Genomic DNA, 21682 nt, shown 5'->3' with positions numbered 1-21682 from the left:
CGTCAACCTTCCTGGGTCAGTGTCATGAGACGGGGAATGTCGGCCTTGCCGCTGGAGGTCACGGGGATCTCCGGGACGGCAAAGATCCGGCTGGGCATCATGAAGCCGGGCAGACGCTTACGCAGCGCATCACGGAACGTGTCGGTCGAGAACGCGGACGGCTCGCGAGGCGCGACAAAGAGATACAGAAACGTCTTGCCGGAAGCAGTCGTATGCAGCGTGGCTGCGCATGCCGCCGTGAACGCCGTTTCATTCGCCACGCGCTCGATCTCTTCGAGTTCGATCCGGAACCCGTTGAACTTCACCTGCCGGTCCGCGCGCCCCTTGCAATGCAAGCGGCCTTGCGCGTCGAGATAGCCGATGTCTCCGGTGCGATAGGCACGCTTGCCATCGAGCGCGATGAAGACACGGGCATTGAGGTCGGGACGATTGCGATATCCGGCGGAGACGGCATTGCCGACGATGCAGATCTCGCCGATATCTCCCGTCGGGAGCGACTCGCCGCGCTCGTCGGCGATCACGATTTCGCTGCCGGTCATGGCGCTGCCCACGCATGTCAGCGGCGTATCGGGAGTCTTTCGGACGATGGTCGTGTAGATGGTGGCTTCGGTCGCGCCGTACGCGTCGTAGAAATGACTGACGGGGGACCAGGTGTCGACTGTCTGCTGATTGCACTTCTCGCCAGCCGACACGACATGCCGCAACGCCGGGTAGGTGTCGGCAGGCAGTAGCGACAGCATCGAGGGGGTCATCAGTACGTGGCTGACCGCATGCGACTTCAGTGCGGCGCCCAACTTTCTTCCGTCGAGAATGGTTTCTCGGTCAAGCATGACGATCGATGCCCCATGGCAAAGCGCCATGAAGATCTCCCATATCGACATATCGAACGAAATCGACGAGACGGACGCAAAACGGCTATCGCGCGAGACGTTCAGTGTTTCGCCCTGCACGACGACAAACCGGGCGAGCGCCGTCGAGGCAATCGGCACCCCCTTGGGGCGTCCGGTGGTCCCCGACGTATAGATCGTATAGGCCGTACGAAGCGTGTTAGGAAAGTCGTTCGACGGCACGGTATTCGCCGGGATATCCCGCATGTCCAACAGCACGGCGGCGTCGATGCGGTGACACATTTCGAAGTTGATGACACACGCCACCGCGCCCGCGTCTTCGATCATGTAGTGCTTGCGCTCCGACGGATAGATCGGATCGATAGGCAAGAACGCATTGCCGGAAAGCAGACATCCCAGGACGGCCTGGACATACGACATTTCCTTTCGCATCGATAGCGCAACGGTCTCGCCGGGGCCGATGCCCGCGTCCCGCAGTACTGCCGCAAACGCTCTGGCCGACGCGAAGACCTGGTCATAGGTGTAAGCGCCCTTAGCGCCTATCACCGCGATCTTGTCGGCGTTTAGCGCCGCGGCGCGGCAAAGCATTTGCAGCAGAGGATCGATACGCAATGACGCATTCTGTTCGACTTGTGGGGGCAACGTCTCCAGCAGCATGGTGTGATCCTCACTCGACTCTTAAATTTAATAGGTCGAGTTTTCAATATTAAGGATGACGAATAAATAACAAATCAACGCGAGCGATGTTTCAAAGAATAGGGCGACGATTTTGCAAAAGTCAAATGCGAAATATCATTTTTTTGTGATTTGCATTCGCCGTATTTTTCTATCGAGATATTGTTGCCGTCATCGACAGTTATGACGATTTATCCACTCCAATTTCATCTGATTCAGAGAATGTGAATATTTTAATTATTTGTCATCTGACCCGGATTTCACTGGCAGAGAATTTTTTGGTTGCAATCCTAACAATTGCGTTTCTTTTGTCCTATTGTGAGAGCGGAGTGCCGTTGGCATCTCATTGAACTTCCAATAAATTGCATCGCCCCGCCTTCCGTCCAGATCGACGAGAAGCGCCTCCCGGAGAGATCGAATGGAACTTACACAGGCTCAGATGTCGCGATATGAGAATGAAGGGCTGCTGATCGTCGAGGACGATTTCACTCAGGACGAAATGGCGCTGCTCAAAGCCGAAGCCATGCGTGAGTTGGGAGAGGAGCGAGCGGGCACCGTTCCGGAGGGACAGGAAGAACGACCACGCGCGGTCAATGGTTCGCATTTGCGCAACGCGGTGTTTTCTGCGCTGATTCGCACGCCGCAATTGCTCCGTCCGGCCGAACAATTGCTCGGTAGCCGCGTGTATGTGCATCAGTTCAAGATCAATGCGAAGTTCGCCTTCGTCGGCGAGCGATGGGAGTGGCACCAGGACTTCACGTTCTGGCGTGACGCCGACCAGATGCGCGAGCCGCGGGCAGTCACGGCCTGCATCACGCTCGACGACATTTACGAGTTCAACGGCCCGCTCATGTTTATTCCCGGCTCGCACCGGGACGGGGAGTATCCCGTGGATATCCGGGACACCCAGGGGGAGGGATGGCAGCAGTACTTCGGCGCAGACATGAAGTACAAGGCCGACCGACGCCTGATCGCCGAGCTCGCGCAGGCACACGGCGTTGCCGTGCCCAAGCTCAAGCGCGGGTCAGTCATGTTCTTCCATCCGAATGTCTATCATGCATCGTCGGCCAACATGTCGCCGTATGACCGCACGATGGTCTACGTCACTTACAACAGTGTCGAAAATGCCTTGCCCGCCACGGACAGCCCGCGCCCCGAATTTATTGCCGCCCGTGACTTCACGCCGCTCTCCGAAGGCACCGGCCGTCTGCCCGCGTCGACACTCGCGGAGAAGCGACCGGCAACGTTCGCCTCGCTGGGATAGCCAGCAGGGCCGTCGGCCCGTCGGGGACTTTCGTGAAATTGACGTCATTGCGTTGAGGGGTGCCGTATGGCGGATTTTCGGCTTGCCATCGTTGGCGGTGGAGCGCGCGCGCTGTCGATTCTGGAACGACTCGTGGTTTATGGCGGTCAACTCCCGCGCGAACAGCGACTCGACGTTGTCGTCATAGACCCCGGCGAGTTGGGAGAGGGCGCGCACAGTGCCTCCCAGGCCAGTCACCTGATGATCAACACGCTGGCGGCACAGATCACGATGTATCCGCCGGGCGGACCCTTGGGTGGCGAGCGCAAGCCGTCGTTTCTGGATTGGGTTGTCGATCAGGGGTACCGGCGATTCGCGCAAGGGTATGAGATCGCCATCGCGCCCGGCGGCGAGCCGTTAAGCGAGCGAAATCACTTGCCGCGCGCACTGCTCGGACGTTACTTGTCTGCCTTCGGACGTGAAGTGCTGGCGGCCCTTCCGGAAAATATTCACGTTCGTCATGTTCGCGCCAGGGCGGTCGATATCTGGCCGCACGACGGCCAGTACGTTGTGCGTCTGACGAATGGTGACGCGCTCAGTGCCCAGTTCGTGGTGCTCGCAACGGGACATATCCAGCGCGCATCGAACGAAGAAGACCGGAAGCTTGCCGCGTTTGCGCAGGCGGGACAGTCGAACAACCCGCATCTGGCTTATATCGAAGCGCCTTATCCGGTGGAAAAGCTCGACGCCATCGATTCGCGTGCGCGTGTGGCCGTTCGCGGGCTGGGGCTTACCGCCCACGACGTGGTGTCCGCGCTCACGATCGGCCGGGGTGGAAAATACCGCACGGTGGACGGTAGGTTCGTGTACCAGCCGTCTGGCCGCGAGCCCAAAATCTGGGTCGGGTCCCGGCACACGCTGCCGTTTGCAGCGCGCGGGGTCAATCAAAAGGGGCAGCGGGGACAATACGAGTGCCGGTTCTTCACGCCGCAGGCGGCGAGAGAGTTACGTCGGCGCGCATTGCAGGCAGGACGCGCCGGCGTGGATTTTCAGTCTGAGATATTTCCGCTGATCGTCAAGGAGATGGCGCTCGCCTATCGTGCCACCGAAGGCGGCGTAGAGGTGGATCCGGCCCGCTTTTCTCCGACCGAGGAGGAGGTTCGGATCGTTCACGACATCCTCTGGCCGATACGGGACAAGACGTTTCGAGATCCCGACGATTTCCGGAAGTGGTTCCTCGGCGCCATGAAATACGATCTGGATGAAGCCTACCGGGGCAATTGCGCAAGCGGACTCAAGGCCGCGACCGATGTGCTTCGCGATGCGCGCGACGCCTTACGGGCCACGCTGGAATTCGGCGGCATGTCGCCCGAATCGCACAAGTACTTTCTTGAAGCGTTCAACCCGATCATCAACCGGATCTCGTTCGGCCCGCCACTGATACGCAACGAGGAATGGCTCGCGCTTTTTGACGCGGGTGTGCTCCAGGTCGCCGGCGGGTCGAAGACGCGAATAGAGATGGCCGACGACTGGACCTTTCGGGTTCGCGTGGATCAGGCGTCTTACGAAGAAAGCACCGCTGTCGACGTCGTGATCGCCGCGCGCACCGATCGCTACTCGCCGCTGACTGACGATTCACCGTTAGCCACTCACCTGCTGGCGAGGGGGGTAATACGGCCCTTCATGAACGGGGCGTATCACGCCGGCGGCATCGACATCACGCAAGACATGCGCGTCATGGACCGGTATGGCAACCCGCAACGCGGGCTGTGGGCGACTGGTTTCGTGGTGGAGGGAGCGCACTATTACACGAACGTGCTGCCGCGATCGGGCATCCTCTCCCGACAGACGGTGGATGCCGATACGATCGTGCGGGCGCTGTGCGAAGAGATACTGACGTCAGATGCCCGTCGGACGGGCGAATTGCAGCCGGTGGACGGCTGATGTCATCGAAGGAGATGGCTTCATGAAGCGTGAAGACAGCCCGCAACGCTATCCTGACGTGAAATGCTTCATCGCAGGCGATTGGCGCGAGGGCGGAGACCGCGAGCAGATCGCCGTGCGTGATCCGGCAACGGGGGCGTCGATCGGGTCGGTCGCGAGCGCAGTGCGTTCTGACCTTGAGCGTGCCGTACAGGCCGGGGTCAAGGGATTTGCGCAGTGGCACGAGACCGGGCCGCAAGCGCGCGCGCTCATCCTGAGCAAGGCGGCAACGTTGCTTCGCGAGCGCGTAGACGCCATCGCGCACCTGCTGACGTGGGAGCAAGGCAAGCCGTTAGCCGAGGCAGCGGCCGAGATTCACGACTCGGCGGATGTGACCGATTGGCTGGCGGAGCAGGGCAGACGCAACTTCGGACGTGTCATCCCGCCTCGCAAGTCCAATGTCATGCAGTACACGATGAAACTGCCAGTGGGCCAGGTGGCCGCATTCACGCCATGGAATTTCCCGGTCAGCCAGGTAGCGATCAAGCTGGCGGCGGCACTGGCCGCAGGATGCTCCGTGATCGTCAAGGCGCCCGAGGAAACGCCGGCGTCGCCTGCCGCACTGATTCAGGCCTTCCTCGATGCGGGTGTCCCGGATCACGCGATCAATCTTGTCTATGGCGTGCCGGGCGACATTTCCGAGTTTCTTATCCCGCACCCCGATATCGCGGCGGTCTCGTTCACAGGCTCAACGCGCGTCGGCAAACATCTCGCGTCGCTTGCCGGTCAGCACATGAAACGCTCCACCATGGAGCTGGGCGGTCATGCCCCCGTGCTGATCTTTGACGACGCGGATCTTGCGCTGACGGTACAAACGCTCGCCACGGCCAAGTTTCGCAATGCCGGGCAGGTTTGCGCTTCGCCGACGCGTTTCCTGGTGCAAAACGACATGGCAGACGCGTTCGTCGAGCGCTTCGCGGATCTCGCCGGCAGCATCGCCGTCGGCAATGGACTGGATCCTCAGACGCGCATGGGGCCGCTGGCCAATGAGCGACGGGTTCACGCGCTCGAAGCGTTAGTGTCGGACGCTCTCGCGCAAGGGGCCACGCTTCGGCTCGGCGGCCGACGACTCGACCGGCCGGGCTACTTCTTTGCGCCGACCGTATTGACGAACGTACCGATCACGGCGCGCATCATGAACGAAGAACCGTTCGGCCCCGTGGCGATAGTGAACCGATTCCAGACCCTGAACGATGCGATAGCGGAAGCGAACCGCCTGCCGTACGGGCTGGCCTCCTACGCGTTTTCCCGCTCGGCCGCCACGATCCACGAGGTCAGTCGACGCGTCGTTGCTGGCATGACGAGTATCAATCACGGCGGGTTGGGACTGCCTGAAGTCCCGTTCGGCGGGGTGCGTGACTCCGGGTACGGAGAAGAAGGCGGCCCCGACGCCATCGAACCGTATCTGATGAGCAAATTCGTCACAGTGGCGGTCTGACGTCGGCCGGAGTATGGTTAGCGCCTGCACAGAAAATGCCGGCGCCGATCCCCCTTCGGACGCCTCGACGATCAGGAGACACGCAGTGCGCAAGAAACGAATTGCCGGGTTGGGACTCTGCCTCACCACGATGCTTGCCGCGCCGGCCATGGCGCAAACCGCGACCGCTACGGCAACGAACGCCGCGCCCCAGCGAGACGCGTTCTACTGGCTGGGTGAGATCAACAAGGCGTCGCTGGTGATCAACACCCGTCAAGGCTTGCTGGACGCGAAGCTTGCGCCGCACATCGCCAAGGGGCTCGACACGGTACTGAGCGCGGGGGATCAGCCCGGCGGCGCCCGTCCGGATCTGGTCATCACGTTCGAGCCGTTGCTGATCAAGGCAGCGGGCGTCGAGGCGACGTTGCTGCATGCCGGTCGCTCCAGTCAGGACATGCTGGCCACGGTGCGTGCCGCGATGTACCGCGATCGCCTGCTCGTGCTCGCTGCGCAGTTGCGCACCACCACGGCCACATTGCGGCGGCTTGCGCAACAGTACGAAGCGACCATCGTCCCCAATTACACCAATGGCGTGGCCGCCCAGCCGAACAGCTACGGTCATTACCTGCTCGGCCATGTGGCGGGGCTTCAGCGCGACGCGCAACGTCTGCACGAGCTGTACGCACGAGTGGATCTGTCCCCGATGGGAACGACGGTGCTCAACGGCACGAGCTGGCCGCTGGATCGCGACAGGATGGCCCATGCGCTCGGCTTTGCCGACAAGGTCGATAACGCCTACGACGCCGCGCAGATCGCCGCGACGGACCTGCCTGTGGAGATCGGTGCGCTCGCGACGAGCATCGCGCTGCACACATCGGCGTTCGTGCAGGACGTGATGGTGCAGTATGCACAGCCGCGTCCGTGGATTCTGCTGCGCGAAGGCGGCGGCAACACCTATGTGTCGAGCGCAATGCCGCAAAAGCGCAACCCGGGGCTGCTCAACGACACCCGCACGGCGGCGTCGATGGTCGTCACCCTTGGCGTGGGTCGCGCGATCACGGCGCACAACATTCCGCCGGGCATGAGCGATGCGAAGCACATCGACGAGAACATGGCGGTCATGGATCGGACCACGGCGTTGCTCAAGCGCTGGGACCGCGTGCTCAACGCCCTGGTGATCGATCCGCAACGCGCGCTCGACGAACTCGACAGCGACTGGACGGCATCACAGGAAATCGCCGATGTGCTGATGCGTGAGCACGGGCTGCCGTTCCGGGTGGGACACCACTTTGCGTCGGAGATCGTCGATTACGCGAAGGCTCATGATCTTCGCCCCAGCCAGTTCCCGTATGCAGAGGCACAGCGCATCTTCAAGCAGACGCTGACGGAGATGAACGTCAGCGGGGGCGAGTTGCCGATGACCGAATCCCAGTTCCGTGCGACGCTCGACCCGGTGGCTATCGTCATGCATCGGGCGACATCGGGCGGTCCGCAACCGGCCGAGATGAAACGCATGCTGGCGCGCACCGATCGGGAACTCGACGCCGACGGCAAGTGGATTGACACCCACCGCCAGACGATCGATCAGTCACTGGCCTCGCTCGACAAAGATTTCAGCAAGTATCTGCCGACGAACTAGCAAGGGAAGGCTCCGGGCATCCGCGCCATGATCGCTAAGATCGCGTTGCTTCGCGCACAGGAATCAGACAAAGCAACGCGAGCGCGGGCCCGGCGGCGAGTGTGAGGAAGGCGAAGAAGAATGAGTGGGTCGACTGGAACACCAGCCCCACGACGACCGGCACAACGACGCTGCCGAGTTGCCAGAACGCGTTGGTGAACCCTGTGGCCGAGCCGGCCGCAGAGGGCCCCGCAGTTTCCGCGATCATGACGGCTAACAACGGACTGTAAGCGAAACCTGCGATGCCGAGCAGTGGCGCAATCACTCGAAATTGCTCGATGGAGTGAAGCTGGCCGAAGACCAGAAGTGCCACGCAGAAACCGAAAAAACAGATCATCACCAGCAGTTTTCGCTTCCCGCCGAGCCAGTCCGACAAGAGACCGATCAGCGGTTTCGAGACGATGGCGCCAACCCCGAACAACACGGTGATGCTTCCCGCGGCGGCGACCGAAAGCCCGTAGCCCTTGATCATCAGCGCGTTGGCCCAGAACGTGAATCCCCACGTGCCCCACATCGAGCCGAAGCCCGCGAGCGCCAGCAGGAGAATGTCCCGGTGCCTGAGCAGTTGGCGAAGATTGCGCGTCGTTGGAACGTTCTGTCCCTCCAGCGGACCGTCACGCACGACGGCGTAGCAAACCAGACCGAATACGACGGTCAAGACACCGAGTTGTTCGTAGATTCGGCTCCACGACTGGATTTCCAGAAGCTTGGGCACGACGGCGTTGGTCACCACCACGGCGAGCGACGTTGCTGTCATCAGCAACCCGATGGCACGACCGCGATGCCGACGATCGAACCACGTCGCAGCGAGCTTCACGCACGCCGCATAGTCGCACCCGGCGGCAAGCCCCATCAGCGCCTGAAGCAGAATACCGAGCGACACCGACTGGATATGCCCGAACAGGAATGTGCAGATGCCCAGCGGCAGGAGGGAGAGCGCAAGCGCCCGGCGTGGACCCATCCAGTCGCTCGCGACGCCGCCAGCGACATTGGACAATACGTAACCGACATAGAAGGCTGTCACGAAGATGCCCAGCGAGCCCAACGACATGCCGAGTGCCTGTCCGACGGGAACCGACAAGCTTCCCCACACCAGACGATCGACGAACGTCAGGAGCAAAGCCCCCCACGCGAAGGCCAGAATGACCCAGCGATAAATGCCCGTATGCTGAACCTGCGAATCCATGGCGGACTCGTTCGGTCCGCTCGTCTTGATGGCCTGCATTGTTGTCTCCTGCGGCGGGCACGGCATTATCCGTATTGCCCGTTCTGGCTTGGGTGCCTTGGCGACACCATTCTTTTGCCTGGATGTAGAAGCCCGATCAGAGATCGCGGCCCAGATAGGCGCCGTCGCGCTCAAGCTCGGCCTGAAGCCGCGTCACGTCGATGTTGCGAGGGGAGCATCCGGACGCAATGGCAAGCGACGCAGCCGTGCCCGCCGCTTGCCCCATGACAAAGCACGCACCGGAGACGCGCGCTGCCGACTGGCCCTCATGCGTCATCGATGCGCAACGACCGGCGACCAGCAGGTTGTCGATGCGATGCGGCACCAACATGCGATAGGGAAGCTGATTAAAGCCGCGAGAGTCGGGAATCGGCTGCCAGCGAAACGTAACATCGCCGGCTTCGTGCAGTTCCAGCGGCCAGCCGTTCACGCCGATCGTGTCCGAAAAGCTCGCGCAGCCGATGACATCTTCCTCCGTCAACTGATATTCGCCAACGATCCGCCGGGTTTCGCGAATGCCGACCTGCGGAGGAATATCCACGATGTAAGACTGTTCGAATCCCGGTACCGTCTTCAGGAAACGGAACACGTCTGCAATCTGCCGACGTCCCTCGATCTCGCTGGCGCTCAGTTGCATGGCATCAACGCCATTGATCGCCGTACCGTCTTCGTTGGCAATCTGAGTCACGTTGGCGCGCCACTCGATGCTGTTTTTCTGCGGCTTGACGATCGGCGTCTTCCGGGGGAAGCGGAACCCGTGCTTTTCGGCGTCGGCCATCCGGGCATCCATCTCCTTTGACGCGGCGGCGGCGCGATCGCTGTCCACACTGTTCAGACGGAACATCGTCGAGGGATAGAGGGTATTGCCAGTCGAGTCCCCGGTTTCGTAATCGACGCCAGACCATGCGGCAAGGTCGCCATCGCCCGAGCAGTCGATGAACATGCTGGCCAGCGCGATGCCGCGCCCCGATTTGGTTTCCAGTGCGAGGCCGCGAATTGTTTCGCTGTCGCTCATGATGACCCCGACCGCCAGCGCGTGAAAAAGAATCTCCACGCCGGCGTCGAGCAGGAGCTCGTCTGCCGCCATCTTGAATGCCGAAGTGTCGTAGGCCAGTCCGTACGTCTTCTGGAAAATCAGGTGAGGGGCGTTCAGGCCCCCAAGCTTATCGATGCCGGCAAGGAAATCATCCGCCACGCCATGCACTACCTGACGAATCTCGCCGAAGACGTTGGCATAAAGGCCGCAGAAATTGGTGACACCGGCGGCCGTGCCCATCCCCCCGAGAAAGCCGTAGCGCTCCACCAGCAAGACGGTGTGACCGGCGCGTGCAGCGGCGACCGCCGCCGTCATGCCAGCGGGGCCGCCGCCCAGAACGATCACATCGAACTTACCGACCACGGGGGTAGCGATGGCCGGCTCGAGAATTGTCTCGGCGGTTTTGAACGACAGCATGGCGTGTCTCGCGAAATGTAGGAATTGAAGCGATGGTAGCTTTGCAACGAATCCACTACAATCGCCTAAATTGACGCAAGACTTATTCCATATTGCGAATAATCATGGATCTTCTCGAAAGCCTTCGTTCACTGGTCCTGGTGGCGAACTGCGAGAGCTTTTCTCTAGCGGCCCGGCGCTCCGGTACGTCACCGTCGGTGATGATCAAGCGCGTCAACGCGGCGGAGTGGCACCTCAAGCTCGAGGTGCTCAAGCGCACCACACGTAGCGTGACGTTGACGGAAGGGGGACGGCGAATCCTTCCGAGTCTTCAGACGCTGGTCCATAACTTCGACGATCTGATGGCGTCGTTACGTCAGGAAAGCCCCGGTGCAGCGGGGCTGATCCGGATCAAGATATCGCCGGAGCTTGCCGAGGGCGGACTGGCGGCCGTACTCAGTTCGTTCCTGAAGGCTCATGTCGGGCTACGCATGGAAGTGGTCCTGCTGGAACGCTCCGTGAATCCGGATGAGGAGGGGTTCGACATCTGCATAGATTTTCAGTCGCGTGCCTATCCGCGCGTGACGGAGATCCCGTTGTTCGTCTGCCGCTTTGTGCTTTGCGCGGCCCCTGACTATCTGGCGCGACATGGGCAGCCGTCGCATCCGCGCGAGCTGCAACGGCATTGGACACTCGCGCCGGATTCGGTTGGAAAGAAATGGACGTTTCGTGCGCATCGACGGGCCGTGACTGTCGACGTGACACCGCGCCTCATGAGTGCCGACGGTCAGGGCATTCTGAACGCGGCAACACGCGGGCAGGGGATTGCGCTCTTGCCGACGTACCTCTGCGGACCGGCGCTTGCAGCAGGGACGTTGATACCGCTGATGGGCGACTATGCCCCTGTAGAGACATGGGTCACGGCGTCGGTCCCTGACACCAAAGTCGACTTACCGCGAATCCGCGGCCTGATCGAGTGGCTGAGCAGAATGCCCGCCTAGGGCTTCCCGTATGACGTCGACCAGGGCACGCAAGGCGTGATCGGCAGCGCGATGTTTCGGAATGATGGCGAGGATTTCACCCGGCGGTACAGTCCAGTCCGTCAGCACCTGAACAAGCGTTCCGGCCTTTAGTGCTTGCTCGGCGACATAATCGGGCATGAGAGTCAGGCCGTTTCCATCCACTGCGGCGCTCAGCAGCAAGAGCAGGTCATTCGAGGTGAACTTGGGCTGTGGGGCAAACCTGACCGCGGCACCGTCCTTTTCAAACACCCATTCCGTCTGCGTTGGAAAGAACGTCATGCAATCGTGGCCGGTCAGCTCACGCGGATGCGTCGGTGTTCCTCGGCGTGCCAGATAGTCGGGGGAAGCACACATCAGACGTTGCAGCGGACGGAGTACCTCTTCGACCACACCGCCGGGATGATGCTGGACCACGCCGATCGCCAGATCGAAACCGTCTTCCACGGGGCTGATATGCCGGTCGAGCAGGGCGATCTCCAGATCGATCTTCGGATAGCGGCGTTGGAACGTGTCGAACGCCTCTCGAAGTCGAAGGGTCCCGAGTGCGGACGGGACCTTCAATTTCAAACGGCCCTCGATATCTTCAGCGTTGACAGACGGCTCGCCGATGAGCGCGTCCAGCTCGTCGAGCAGTTGCCTCGCGCGCTCGAGATGATCGGCACCCAGCCGCGTTGTGGTGACGGATCGTGTCGTTCGATGGAACAACGGCGCACCGATCGACGCTTCGAGTTCATTGATGCGCTTCGTCACGACGGACGGTACGACGTTCAATATGCGCGCTGCGGCGGAGAATGAACCCTGGTCGGCCACCGCAACTAACGCGCGCAAGCTAAGTATTTGTTCCATGATCGACGACGGTTCATCGCCCGGGAGTGGGGCGTGCCGCACATTGTAAGCGGTGATGTCGGCGCGATGGTCAGCGTCGAACCGCCCTGGCGCCCTGCGCTCAGTTCGATCCGGAGTCGACGTGTTTGAACGCGTTCGGCGGGGCGTATCCGTACTTCTTGAAAAGCCGTGCCAGATAGGACGGAGAGTCGAGCCCCACCGCTGCCGCCACGCTCAGCACGGTTATGCCCGGAGCACTCAGCAACGCCGCTGCGACTTCGACCCGACGGCGCGATTGGTAATCGACGACGGTCTCGCCGGTGAGATCACGAAAGAGTCGCGTCAATGTGCGGCGCGACAAGCCGAATTCGTATGCGATGCGATCCAGCGAAACGGGTTGATCGAGCGTGCTGTCGAGAAACATTCGGATGTCGTGCACGATTTCCCCTTGCGCATCCCCTCGGTCGGCAGGCAGCGGGGCCGACGTCAGTCCGGCCTCGACACAACTCGCCGCCAGTGTCTGCGCGGCAAGATCCGCACGAAAAATGGCGAGCTCCGAGGAAAAGGCAGCATCGGGTGAGGGTTGCGTCGTGGCGACGCGCACAGCGTCGAGCAGCAGCAGTGGCGCTGACCAGATCGTCGCACGTGAACATGAAAGCTTACGACTCGCCTTGCGCTCGCAAAACGACACGAAGTCGCTCGCAACGTAGACCGCGACATGCGCCTGACCCACGCGATAACCCCGCGTGTCGTGCATACGACGCGGCGGCACGACGACAAAAGATTTCGGCGAGACCCGAACCGGCGATACATTCGTTTCGACGTTCAGCACCAGTTGCCCGGTACGCGGCAACAGAAACATGAACTCATCGTCATGCATGTGCGGTTGGGTCCTGTACTCACCGACCGACACATGCCGGACATCGGCGATACGATCTCCGCAGAGATGACGTTGGGCGGTCGGATAGGGCTTCACGCTACGTTCCCCTGATGGTGCGGGCCTGCCAAGGATGAGCGACGGCAACGACGGATTGCTGCGCCCATTCCAGCACGATTTTGCTGGCAGCGCCGCATCTGCGAGGCGATCGAACCGTCAGTATAGCCGTTCAAGGAAGATCGGGAGGCGTCGCGCCGGATGGCCGCGAGACACCCTGCCTGCGGCGCCATGCTCGGGAAAATACCAGTCCCGGCGCGGATCGGCACAGCGAGCCTGGCCAGCATTTGGCCCGATCGGGCGGTCCAAATGGCCCAATCGGAGGCGACGGTCTTTTTCGGCCCCGTCATCCTGAACCCACCTGCAATCCCGAGTGTTTCCCACATGCCATCCCTCCCGAATTCGCCCATGGGCGGCCCCGACAGTGCCGGCACGTCGCCGGACCTGCGCTTCGTCAACGTCTTCTCGGCCGGCCCGAACGGCGGCAACCCGGCACCTGTCGTGTTCGACGCCGACGCCTTGTCTTCCGACGAGATGAAGGCCATCGCCGCACGCTATGGGCACGAAAGCGCCTTTGTCTGCCGGGCGGTCGACTCGCGACATACCTGGCGCTTGCGATTTTTCGTGCCAGCGCACGAAATGGAAATGTGCGGTCACGCCACGCTCGGCGCGATGTGGCTGCTGCGCGAGGCCGGACGCTGGACGTCTGCCAAGGCAACGGTCGAGACGCTCAGCGGTATCGTCGACGTTCGGTTTGACGAGGAGACCCGGCGCATCGACGTCGGGCAACCGCGCGGCATCGTCGAACCGATCGACGATCCGCAACTGATCGAATCCATCTGCGACGTATTGCGAATTTCGCCCGACGATCTGTCCCCGCTCGGCATCGTCAACGCGCGAACGAGCCGTACCAAGACGCTGATCCCGCTCCGGTCGGTCGAAGCGCTCAATGCGCTCAACCCGGCGCTCAACGGTGTCGCCGCCTTGTGCGATGCCCTCGACTCAACGGGTCTGTACCCCATCGCGGTGGAGCGAACCCAACCGCTGGAACTGCATGCGAGGCAATTCCCGCGCGCTTCAGGCTATCCGGAAGACGCTGCCACGGGCATTGCCGCCGCCGCCACGCTTTACGGTGCAATCCATTACCGCTGGCTCACCGGCAACGATTCGACCATGCGGGTCTATCAGGGTTTTGCGATGGGGCGTCCGTCGTGCATTCGTGTCGCACTGCGCAAGCCCGGCGAGGGCAGCGCCGGATGCTGGATCAGCGGTGCCGTCGAATTCGCGATGCTTGAGCCGCACGCATGAAGATTCTCGACAACGTGCAGGTCGTTTTTACACCCCTATGCCGTCGAGGCGGAAAGCCATGCGCAATCCGCATAAGGCAACTATTTTGACGCCTCTATATTCGGAATCAACGCCAAGCGCACAGCCCGATTGCGCGATGCGGACCGCTTGAGGTTTTCACAATTCATTGCTGACCAACACATTAAGGTAACTGTCTCATGGGATCGATTAAACGGCTCGTCTCCTGCGCGATGTTAGGGACCCTCATCTTGACGTCTCACCAGGCGTTTTCCGAAGATCTCGGCCCCTCGCTCACCAAAATCAATACTAGCGGCGTGATCGCTGTCGGCCATCGCGAAGCCTCCATCCCATTCTCGTATTACGACAGTCAGCAGAATGTCGTGGGCTTTTCGCAGGATCTTTGCCAGAAGGTGATTCAGGCCGTAAAGACGAAACTGGGCAAACCGAATCTGATGGTCCGCATGGTTCCCGTCAATTCGCAGAACCGAATTGCGCTGCTGCAAAACGGCACGATCGACATTGAGTGCGGCGTGACCACCAACACCAAGGCTCGTCATTCTCAGGTCGCATTTTCGGATACCGTTTTCCTTGCGTTGACCCGGCTGCTCGTCAACAAGGATTCGGGCATCAAGGACTTCGGCGATCTGAGTAACAAAACGGTGGTGACCAATGCCGGGACGACTGCCGAGACGATCATTCGTCATATGAACGTCGATAAGAAACTGGGGATGAACATCATCTCGGCGAAGGACTACGGCGAATCGTTCCTCACGCTCGAATCAGGGCGGGCGAGGGCGTTCATGCTGGATGACGTGCTGTTGTCGGGGGCGCGCACGCTATCGAGAAAGCCCGATGACTGGATCGTCACGGGCACCGCACAGTCGCGAGAGCCTTACGCCTTCATGGTGCGCAAGGACGACCCAATCTTCAAGGCGCTCGTCGACCAAACCTTGTCCGGCGTCATGACTTCCGGGGAAATCAACGCCATTTACGCCAAGTGGTTTCTAAAGCCTGTGCCGCCGAAGGGCATCAACTTCAATTTTGCGATGACGCCCCAGTTGCGCGAGATTTACGCGCACCCCAACGATCAGGCGGACTATTGACCCGCTACGACGCCTGTCATGGGTTTCGCCTGACGGGCGCCTTTTTGCACGATTTTTTGCACGAACTTCAAACTCGGAAGGTGAAACATCATGGCTCATGGTCTGAGCGCTATCGAAGGAGCCGCGCGCACAACGATTGCACCGGGCGAACTGGACACCCCTGCGATCCGGGCGGCGCGTATCGATCTCGCCGCGTGCTTCCGAATGGCGGCGAAGCTGGGCATGCACGAAGGCGTGTGCAACCATCTCTCTGCGGTGCTTCCCGGTCGGGAAGACCTGTTCCTCGTGAATCCCTACGGATACGCCTTCGAAGAGATCACGGCGTCGAATCTGCTGGTCTGTGACATGCACGGGAATGTCGTGCTCGGCGATGGCGTTCCGGAGATCACGGCCTTCTACATCCACGCCCGCGTACACCTCAAGCAGCCGCGAATCAAGGTGGCGTTCCACACGCACATGCCCAACGCAACGGCCCTGGCGATGCTCGAGGGCGACCCGTTGCAGTGGGCCGGCCAAACCGCATTGAAATTCTACGGACGCACCTCGGTCGATGAGCAATTCAACGGGCTCGCCATGAACGCAGCGGAGGGTGACCGCATTGCAGACGCCATCGGAAATGCCGACGTCGTATTTCTCAAGAATCACGGCATCATGGTGTTGGGCGCGACCATTGCCGAAGCGTGGGACGATCTCTATTACCTGGAGCGTGCCTGTGAGGTTCAGCGGCTTGCGCTATCGACTGGACGGCCGCTCAAGCGTATTGATCCTGCGATCGCGGAGAAAACGTACCGTCAGATGCGTGCGGGAGAACGAGACAGCGCCCGTCAACATCTGGCGAGCGTGCGGCGGCAACTGGATGCAGAACACTCCGACTATGCCGCTTGATGCCAGCGTCATGGGCAGACGCACGTGTGTCCGGCAAGCCAACTGCTGACGAATGCCATGGAAGTCAAGTGGATTGAAGACTTTGTGGCATTGGCCCGGCACCGCACCTTTTCGCGGACGGCGCAAGTGCGTCATGTCACGCAATCCGGATTGAGTCGTCGCATCAAGTCGCTCGAGCAATGGGTGGGCGTGGAGCTGATCGATCGGAGCGCGTTTCCGCCGGAGCTCACGCCAGCCGGCACGCAATTTCTCGAAACGGCGCAAGGCTTTTTACGTCGCCTGCTGGCGGCCCGTGAACTCATTCGAGCCGAACACCGCATCGGACTCGAAGGATTGAACGTGGCCGCCGGACACGCGATCGCTGTTGGACTCTTGCCCCGACTCATTCGGCGTATCCCGACGCACTTTCGCGCCGTCAATTTCCGCATCATTCCGACGAATGTGCATGACTCGATTGCCATGCTGCTCAACGGATCGTGCCAACTGATGTTCGCGTATGAGCGCGCCGAACTGCCTTTGCACATCGACGCCTCCCGTTTCATTTCGATATGCGCGGGCAACGATGCGCTGGTTCCCGTTTGCGCGCCGACGGCAACCGGTTCGCCTCGGTATGCGCTGCCGGGCAGTGCGGCAAATCCGTTACCGCTCATTGCTTACGGCCCCGGCACCTACTTTAGTGCATGCCTCGCCTTGTTGCTGCGCGATGTCGAGACGCCTCCCGTGTTATCGACATGTTTCGAGTGCGACATGGCCGACGTGCTTAAACAACTTGCGCATAATGGGGAGGGCGTGGCCTGGCTTCCCCGCAGTCTTATCGAAACCGAGTTGGCCGAGGGCACGTTGGTGCCGGCCGGGGATAAACGCTGGACGTTCGAGCTCGAGCTGCGGCTCTATCACGATAGCCACAACACGTCGGGCTCGTTACGTGAACTATGGGCCGCGTTGGCGGCAAGTGAAACGCAGATACTCGAGTTGGTTGACAGAAAGTAGGGCACTCAGTCCCCAAGAGGGCGACGGCACGGCAGATCAAAGCCATCGCCCCAATGCTCCCGCCCCCCCTACTTGTCGAGGCCGCTCATCAAAATGTATTTGACCTCAACATATTCTTCGATGCCGTAATGGCTGCCTTCTCGTCCGTAGCCCGAATGTTTCACGCCGCCGAAGGGCACGGACGCCGTGCCGACCGAGCCGGTATTGAGAATCACCATGCCCGCGTCGATGCCCTTTGACATACGGAAAGCGCGGGCGAGGTCGCGGGTGAAGACGTAAGCGACCAGCCCGTATTCGGTGCTGTTGGCGCGCGCAACGACCTCGTCTTCCGATGAGAAGCGATAGATCGGGAAGACCGGGCCGAAAATTTCCGTGCCGGCAATCTGCATGCGGTCATTGAGCTCGGTGAGGATCGTCGGCTCGTAGAACAGGCCCCCTCTGGCATGCGGTTTTCCACCGAGCACGACGTGCGCCCCCTCCGTCCGAGACTGCTCGACGAGCGCGGCCACCTTGTCCAGTCCGGCCTGATTGATCAGGGGGCCAACCACCGATTCGTCCTGCATGCCCTGGTCCACACGGATGTTTGCAACGCGTCGGGCGACTTCGCTGACGAAGCGGTCGTGGATGCTGTCGTGAACGAAAATCCGGTTCGGCGAAATACAGACCTGGCCCGAGTTGCGCAGCTTGGCGCCGACGAGACTCGCAACGGCGTCGTCGAAACTCGCGTCGTCGAAGACGATGAAAGGCGCGTTGCCGCCGAGTTCCAGCGTCATCTTCTTGAGATCCTGACCGCACGCGCTGGCGAGCAACTTGCCCACAGCCGTCGAGCCGGTGAAGGAGATCTTCCGAATACGCCTGTCGCCCGTGAAGACTTCACCGATCTCCTTCGGGTTGCCGGTGACCATCTCGAAGACGCCTTCGGGAATGCCCGCTTTGCGCGCGTACTCCAGCAACTTGTAGGCGGTCAGGGGCGTGAGCTCCGAGGGCTTGATGATCATGGTGCAACCCGCCGCCAGCGCTGTGGCGATCTTCCGGGTAATCATCATGAACGGGAAATTCCATGGCGTAATCGCGGCTGTCGGCCCGGCAGGTTCCTTCGTCACGATGACCTGCGCGTTGGCGGCGTGGGTCGGAATGGTATCGCCATAGACGCGCTTGGCTTCCTCCGCGTACCACTCGATAAAGCCGAGACCGTAGTCGATCTCGCCCATGGCATCGGAGAGACACTTGCCATTTTCTTTCACCATGATTTCGGCGAAAGCACGTTTGTCGTCGCGCACGAGTTCGAACCACTTGCGCAGCAGTTCGCTGCGCTCCCTGGCAAGCTTGCGCGACCACGCGGGGAAAGCGTTGCAGGTACGATCGACGGCGGCTTTGACTTCGTCGAGTGTGAGTTCCGGGGCTTCACCAACGAGCGAACCGTCAGCGGGGTTGTGGACTTGGATCATGGTAAGTCTTCCTTGGTATCAGGGCGGGGGGGACGAGATGAATACTAGGGACGGCCACCTGTGGCGACAATGAGAGAACGTCTATGGTTATTGCCTAATCCTATAAATCCGACGAATACGGATTGGGAGGCCAGGTGAGGTCGCGGAGAATTTCGGCAGGTATATAAGCGCCGTCTGCCGATGAGATCGTGGAGCGGCACGACGGTGCAAGCGACGAATATTGCCCATTTGTTCGATGTGGCAGAGAATCTCGTCATCCCATCTCAAGCCTGGACCTTGCCAATGGACCGTCGAGAGTCGCTTCCCCCGCTAAACCCCACACGTGCTTTCGAGGCGACAGGCCGCCTGTTGAGCATTTCAAAAGCGGCCAATGAGTTGGCGGTCACACCGGCGGCCGTCAGCCGACAAGTCCGAACGCTTGAGCAGTACCTCGGGGTCGAGTTGTTCGAGCGGGTGAAAGGGCGGCTGGAACTGACCGCTGCCGGGGCGAGTTATCTGGCGGAGTTGATGCCGGTCTTCGCGGCGCTTCGGGACGCAACCACCAGCCTGCGCGCCTCCGGACGCCGCGCAAGCGTACTGAAGATCCGCTCCCCGGCGACGTTCGCCGTGAGATGGCTGATTCCACGACTGGCTAATTTCCACCGGCAGCACGCCGATATCGAAGTGCAACTCACGACTTCGCCGGCGCCGCTCAACTTTGCACGCGAAGATATCGACGGCGGCATTCAACTTGGCGACGGCGACTGGCCGGGCGTCCATGTGCAACGACTCATGCGCAATGTCCTCGTTCCGGTCACCGCGCCGTCGCACCCGGTCAAGCGTGGCGCACAACTTCAGGGAGAAACGCTATTGCACTCGCTGGCGCGTCCCGAGGACTGGCAACTTTGGCTCAAGGCGGCAGGCATGCCACTGAACGCGCGACGACGGGAAATGCGCTACGAGACATCCTTGCTCGCCTATCAGGCAGCGATTGAAGGGCACGGCGTCGCCATTGCACAGGAGGCACTCGTACGCCCGGAGTTGAACCAGGGCACGCTCGTCGCCCCGTTCGCGTTTCAACTGGACTGCGGCGCACACACCTACTATTTCGCGTGGCCGGCAAAGCGCCGGTCGTCGGCAGCGCTCGAAATCTTTCGGGACTGGCTGGTAACGCTCGTAGCTGAGTAGTCCGCCGCGGCACACCCTTTAACAAAAAGTCAAAGCATCGCTTCGAAAAAGTCGATTGTTGCTCGCGAGCACGCTCCCTATGCTCGTCTCATGGCTTGGCATTCCGGCAAGTCAAGGAGACAGGACAATCGAAAATGTTAAGAGACAGCCTAAGTGGCGTGCGCGTACTCGACTTCTCGCACGTCCTTGCCGGTCCGGTGTGTTCGATGACACTCGCGGATCTGGGTGCGCACGTCGTCAAGATCGAGCCACCTGAAGGCGAGCTTGGCCGCAAGATCGGGCCGCCCTGGGTGAACGGAGAAAGCCCCGCGTTCATCAGCGTCAACCGCAACAAGTTGAGCGCTTCCATCGACCTGAAAACCGATGCGGGCCGGCGAGTGATCCGCAGAATGCTCGGCGACGCCGACGTGCTCGTCGAGAACTTCCGACCGGGCGTCATGGCGTCGATGGGACTGTCCTTCGAAGCGGTACGCGAGATCAACCCGCAACTCGTCTATTGCTCCGTCTCCGCCTTCGGCCAGAACGGCGCCAATCGCACGCGCCCCGGTGTCGACGGCATCATTCAGGCGGCGAGCGGCCTGATGAGCACACTGGGTTCGACCAACGCCGATCCCTTGAAAGTGCCGGCGCCGATCGCCGATATGCTCGGCGGCTATCTGGCAGCACTCGCCATCCTCGCCGCACTTCATCGTGTGCGCGACGGCAAAGGCGGGGCATACCTCGACGTCAGTCTCTACAACGCGACGGTGATGTTGCAGCAAATCGGCTTCGCGTCGTTTTTCGCCTCCGGTCGAAACCCGGACAAGGTCGGAAGCGCTGCACCCTATGCGGCGCCGAACGAGGCCTATCCGACCCAGGACGGCTGGATGGTCGTCGTCGCCTATCACCCGGCGCGATGGACGGCGCTGTGCGAAGAACTGGATATGTCGTGGTTAGCGTCGGATCCGAAATTTTCGACCAATGACGAGCGAGTGCGCCACCGGGCAGCCTTGCATGAGTTGCTCGCATCAAAGTTCGCCGAGCGCACCACGACCGACTGGATGGCACGACTCTGCGCTCGCGACATCATTTGTGCGCCCGTTGCGACATACAGCGACGTGATGGCGTCGGAAGCGTATTTGCAAAGCGGACTCGCGTCGACGATGGATCACCCCATTGCCGGGCGCATTCGAACCCATCGGTTTGCCTTGAGTGCGGCCGACGATGCGACCGGGCATGTCGATCTTGCGGCGCCGTTAAACGGCGAACACACGCGGCAAGTCCTCCAGAGCTACGGCATCAGCGATGCAGAAATCGCGGAGTTGCTAGACATCGGCGCGATTCGGGCGAGCGCGGCGCCTCCGACACGTCCCAACGATCATGAGGCCGGAAGGCTTGCTGTTTGAACGTCGATGGTTTCAGGCGGGGTTTGCCCTGATCGATCAGAGGGAGTGGATGTCCATGTTTCCCGAACGTCGCCCCGCGAGATTTTTGAATCGCTGAACGCGCTGGAAAAACAT

General features: G+C 61.0%; 17 protein-coding genes. 11 read left to right on the top strand and 6 right to left on the bottom strand.

Annotated features, from left to right (window positions below; all coding sequences use genetic code 11):
• Nucleotides 1–2 precede the first annotated feature (2 nt).
• Nucleotides 3–1505, bottom strand: a complete 1503-nt coding sequence (locus tag PCA20602_RS04535) for an amino acid adenylation domain-containing protein (RefSeq protein WP_150720174.1) — start codon at nucleotides 1503–1505, stop codon at nucleotides 3–5.
• A 436-nt stretch (nucleotides 1506–1941) separates the two neighbouring features.
• On the opposite strand from PCA20602_RS04535, the gene PCA20602_RS04530 reads away from it, so the two are divergent.
• The 4 genes from PCA20602_RS04530 (at nucleotide 1942) to PCA20602_RS04515 (ending at nucleotide 7805) form a co-directional block, all read left to right on the top strand.
• Nucleotides 1942–2787: a phytanoyl-CoA dioxygenase family protein gene (locus PCA20602_RS04530; RefSeq protein ID WP_150720173.1), complete on the top strand. Its 846-nt coding sequence runs from the start codon at nucleotides 1942–1944 to the stop codon at nucleotides 2785–2787.
• 66 nt (nucleotides 2788–2853) lie between these two features.
• Nucleotides 2854–4710, top strand: a complete 1857-nt coding sequence (locus PCA20602_RS04525; protein WP_150720172.1) for an FAD/NAD(P)-binding protein — start codon at nucleotides 2854–2856, stop codon at nucleotides 4708–4710.
• 22 nt (nucleotides 4711–4732) lie between these two features.
• Nucleotides 4733–6187, top strand: a complete 1455-nt coding sequence (locus tag PCA20602_RS04520; RefSeq protein ID WP_150720171.1) for an NAD-dependent succinate-semialdehyde dehydrogenase — start codon at nucleotides 4733–4735, stop codon at nucleotides 6185–6187.
• 130 nt (nucleotides 6188–6317) lie between these two features.
• Nucleotides 6318–7805 (top strand): argininosuccinate lyase, encoded by a 1488-nt coding sequence (locus PCA20602_RS04515; RefSeq protein WP_174980868.1) that lies wholly within the window; start codon nucleotides 6318–6320, stop codon nucleotides 7803–7805.
• Nucleotides 7806–7839: 34 nt separating this feature from the next.
• Here the strand turns inward: PCA20602_RS04515 and PCA20602_RS04510 are convergent, their stop codons facing one another.
• Nucleotides 7840–9069 (bottom strand): MFS transporter, encoded by a 1230-nt coding sequence (locus tag PCA20602_RS04510; protein WP_217432364.1) that lies wholly within the window; start codon nucleotides 9067–9069, stop codon nucleotides 7840–7842.
• 97 nt (nucleotides 9070–9166) lie between these two features.
• A complete protein-coding gene (locus PCA20602_RS04505; RefSeq protein WP_150720169.1) occupies nucleotides 9167–10522 on the bottom strand; it encodes an FAD-dependent oxidoreductase in 1356 nt (451 codons plus the stop codon).
• A 104-nt stretch (nucleotides 10523–10626) separates the two neighbouring features.
• On the opposite strand from PCA20602_RS04505, the gene PCA20602_RS04500 reads away from it, so the two are divergent.
• Nucleotides 10627–11502 (top strand): LysR family transcriptional regulator, encoded by an 876-nt coding sequence (locus tag PCA20602_RS04500; protein ID WP_150720168.1) that lies wholly within the window; start codon nucleotides 10627–10629, stop codon nucleotides 11500–11502.
• Here PCA20602_RS04500 and PCA20602_RS04495 read toward each other — a convergent pair.
• Nucleotides 11452–12369 (bottom strand): LysR family transcriptional regulator, encoded by a 918-nt coding sequence (locus tag PCA20602_RS04495; RefSeq protein ID WP_150720167.1) that lies wholly within the window; start codon nucleotides 12367–12369, stop codon nucleotides 11452–11454. The two genes, PCA20602_RS04500 and PCA20602_RS04495, sit on opposite strands and share 51 nt — an antisense overlap.
• 100 nt (nucleotides 12370–12469) lie before the next feature.
• Nucleotides 12470–13228, bottom strand: a complete 759-nt coding sequence (locus tag PCA20602_RS04490) for a helix-turn-helix transcriptional regulator (protein ID WP_246182025.1) — start codon at nucleotides 13226–13228, stop codon at nucleotides 12470–12472.
• Between the two features lie 438 nt (nucleotides 13229–13666).
• Between PCA20602_RS04490 and PCA20602_RS04485 the strand changes: the two genes are divergently transcribed.
• From PCA20602_RS04485 to PCA20602_RS04470, 4 genes are all read left to right on the top strand, one after another.
• Nucleotides 13667–14590 carry a PhzF family phenazine biosynthesis protein gene (locus PCA20602_RS04485; RefSeq protein WP_150720165.1) on the top strand — a complete coding sequence of 308 codons (924 nt, stop codon included), beginning with the start codon at nucleotides 13667–13669 and terminating at the stop codon, nucleotides 14588–14590.
• 230 nt (nucleotides 14591–14820) lie between these two features.
• Nucleotides 14821–15693: a transporter substrate-binding domain-containing protein gene (locus PCA20602_RS04480; RefSeq protein ID WP_246182065.1), complete on the top strand. Its 873-nt coding sequence runs from the start codon at nucleotides 14821–14823 to the stop codon at nucleotides 15691–15693.
• A gap of 90 nt (nucleotides 15694–15783) precedes the next feature.
• Nucleotides 15784–16578 carry an aldolase gene (locus tag PCA20602_RS04475; RefSeq protein ID WP_150720163.1) on the top strand — a complete coding sequence of 265 codons (795 nt, stop codon included), beginning with the start codon at nucleotides 15784–15786 and terminating at the stop codon, nucleotides 16576–16578.
• 57 nt (nucleotides 16579–16635) lie between these two features.
• Nucleotides 16636–17568, top strand: a complete 933-nt coding sequence (locus PCA20602_RS04470) for a LysR substrate-binding domain-containing protein (protein ID WP_150720162.1) — start codon at nucleotides 16636–16638, stop codon at nucleotides 17566–17568.
• Between the two features lie 68 nt (nucleotides 17569–17636).
• On the opposite strand, the gene PCA20602_RS04465 is transcribed toward PCA20602_RS04470, so the two are convergent.
• Nucleotides 17637–19016, bottom strand: a complete 1380-nt coding sequence (locus PCA20602_RS04465; protein ID WP_150720161.1) for an NAD-dependent succinate-semialdehyde dehydrogenase — start codon at nucleotides 19014–19016, stop codon at nucleotides 17637–17639.
• 282 nt (nucleotides 19017–19298) lie between these two features.
• Here PCA20602_RS04465 and PCA20602_RS04460 point away from each other — a divergent pair, with 282 nt between their 5' ends.
• Nucleotides 19299–20183, top strand: coding sequence for a LysR substrate-binding domain-containing protein (locus tag PCA20602_RS04460; RefSeq protein WP_150720160.1), 885 nt, complete (start codon nucleotides 19299–19301; stop codon nucleotides 20181–20183).
• A gap of 134 nt (nucleotides 20184–20317) precedes the next feature.
• Nucleotides 20318–21568 carry a CaiB/BaiF CoA transferase family protein gene (locus PCA20602_RS04455; protein WP_150720159.1) on the top strand — a complete coding sequence of 417 codons (1251 nt, stop codon included), beginning with the start codon at nucleotides 20318–20320 and terminating at the stop codon, nucleotides 21566–21568.
• Nucleotides 21569–21682: the final 114 nt, after the last annotated feature.

It is taken from the genome of Pandoraea capi (assembly GCF_902459735.1).
GTDB classification, from domain to species: domain Bacteria; phylum Pseudomonadota; class Gammaproteobacteria; order Burkholderiales; family Burkholderiaceae; genus Pandoraea; species Pandoraea capi.
The sequence above is the reverse complement of the archived record's forward strand: the minus strand, read 5'-3'. Positions and strand labels throughout refer to the sequence as shown.

What these genes read in the sequence shown, in the direction of transcription:
- PCA20602_RS04535 (WP_150720174.1), bottom strand. Translation starts at nt 1,505, where the DNA reads ATGCTGCTGGAGACGTTGCCCCCACAAGTCGAACAGAATGCGTCATTG.
- PCA20602_RS04530 (WP_150720173.1), top strand. Translation starts at nt 1,942, where the DNA reads ATGGAACTTACACAGGCTCAGATGTCGCGATATGAGAATGAAGGGCTG.
- PCA20602_RS04525 (WP_150720172.1), top strand. Translation starts at nt 2,854, where the DNA reads ATGGCGGATTTTCGGCTTGCCATCGTTGGCGGTGGAGCGCGCGCGCTG.
- PCA20602_RS04520 (WP_150720171.1), top strand. Translation starts at nt 4,733, where the DNA reads ATGAAGCGTGAAGACAGCCCGCAACGCTATCCTGACGTGAAATGCTTC.
- PCA20602_RS04515 (WP_174980868.1), top strand. Translation starts at nt 6,318, where the DNA reads ATGCTTGCCGCGCCGGCCATGGCGCAAACCGCGACCGCTACGGCAACG.
- PCA20602_RS04510 (WP_217432364.1), bottom strand. Translation starts at nt 9,069, where the DNA reads ATGCAGGCCATCAAGACGAGCGGACCGAACGAGTCCGCCATGGATTCG.
- PCA20602_RS04505 (WP_150720169.1), bottom strand. Translation starts at nt 10,522, where the DNA reads ATGCTGTCGTTCAAAACCGCCGAGACAATTCTCGAGCCGGCCATCGCT.
- PCA20602_RS04500 (WP_150720168.1), top strand. Translation starts at nt 10,627, where the DNA reads ATGGATCTTCTCGAAAGCCTTCGTTCACTGGTCCTGGTGGCGAACTGC.
- PCA20602_RS04495 (WP_150720167.1), bottom strand. Translation starts at nt 12,369, where the DNA reads ATGGAACAAATACTTAGCTTGCGCGCGTTAGTTGCGGTGGCCGACCAG.
- PCA20602_RS04490 (WP_246182025.1), bottom strand. Translation starts at nt 13,228, where the DNA reads ATGCATGACGATGAGTTCATGTTTCTGTTGCCGCGTACCGGGCAACTG.
- PCA20602_RS04485 (WP_150720165.1), top strand. Translation starts at nt 13,667, where the DNA reads ATGCCATCCCTCCCGAATTCGCCCATGGGCGGCCCCGACAGTGCCGGC.
- PCA20602_RS04480 (WP_246182065.1), top strand. Translation starts at nt 14,821, where the DNA reads ATGTTAGGGACCCTCATCTTGACGTCTCACCAGGCGTTTTCCGAAGAT.
- PCA20602_RS04475 (WP_150720163.1), top strand. Translation starts at nt 15,784, where the DNA reads ATGGCTCATGGTCTGAGCGCTATCGAAGGAGCCGCGCGCACAACGATT.
- PCA20602_RS04470 (WP_150720162.1), top strand. Translation starts at nt 16,636, where the DNA reads ATGGAAGTCAAGTGGATTGAAGACTTTGTGGCATTGGCCCGGCACCGC.
- PCA20602_RS04465 (WP_150720161.1), bottom strand. Translation starts at nt 19,016, where the DNA reads ATGATCCAAGTCCACAACCCCGCTGACGGTTCGCTCGTTGGTGAAGCC.
- PCA20602_RS04460 (WP_150720160.1), top strand. Translation starts at nt 19,299, where the DNA reads ATGGACCGTCGAGAGTCGCTTCCCCCGCTAAACCCCACACGTGCTTTC.
- PCA20602_RS04455 (WP_150720159.1), top strand. Translation starts at nt 20,318, where the DNA reads ATGTTAAGAGACAGCCTAAGTGGCGTGCGCGTACTCGACTTCTCGCAC.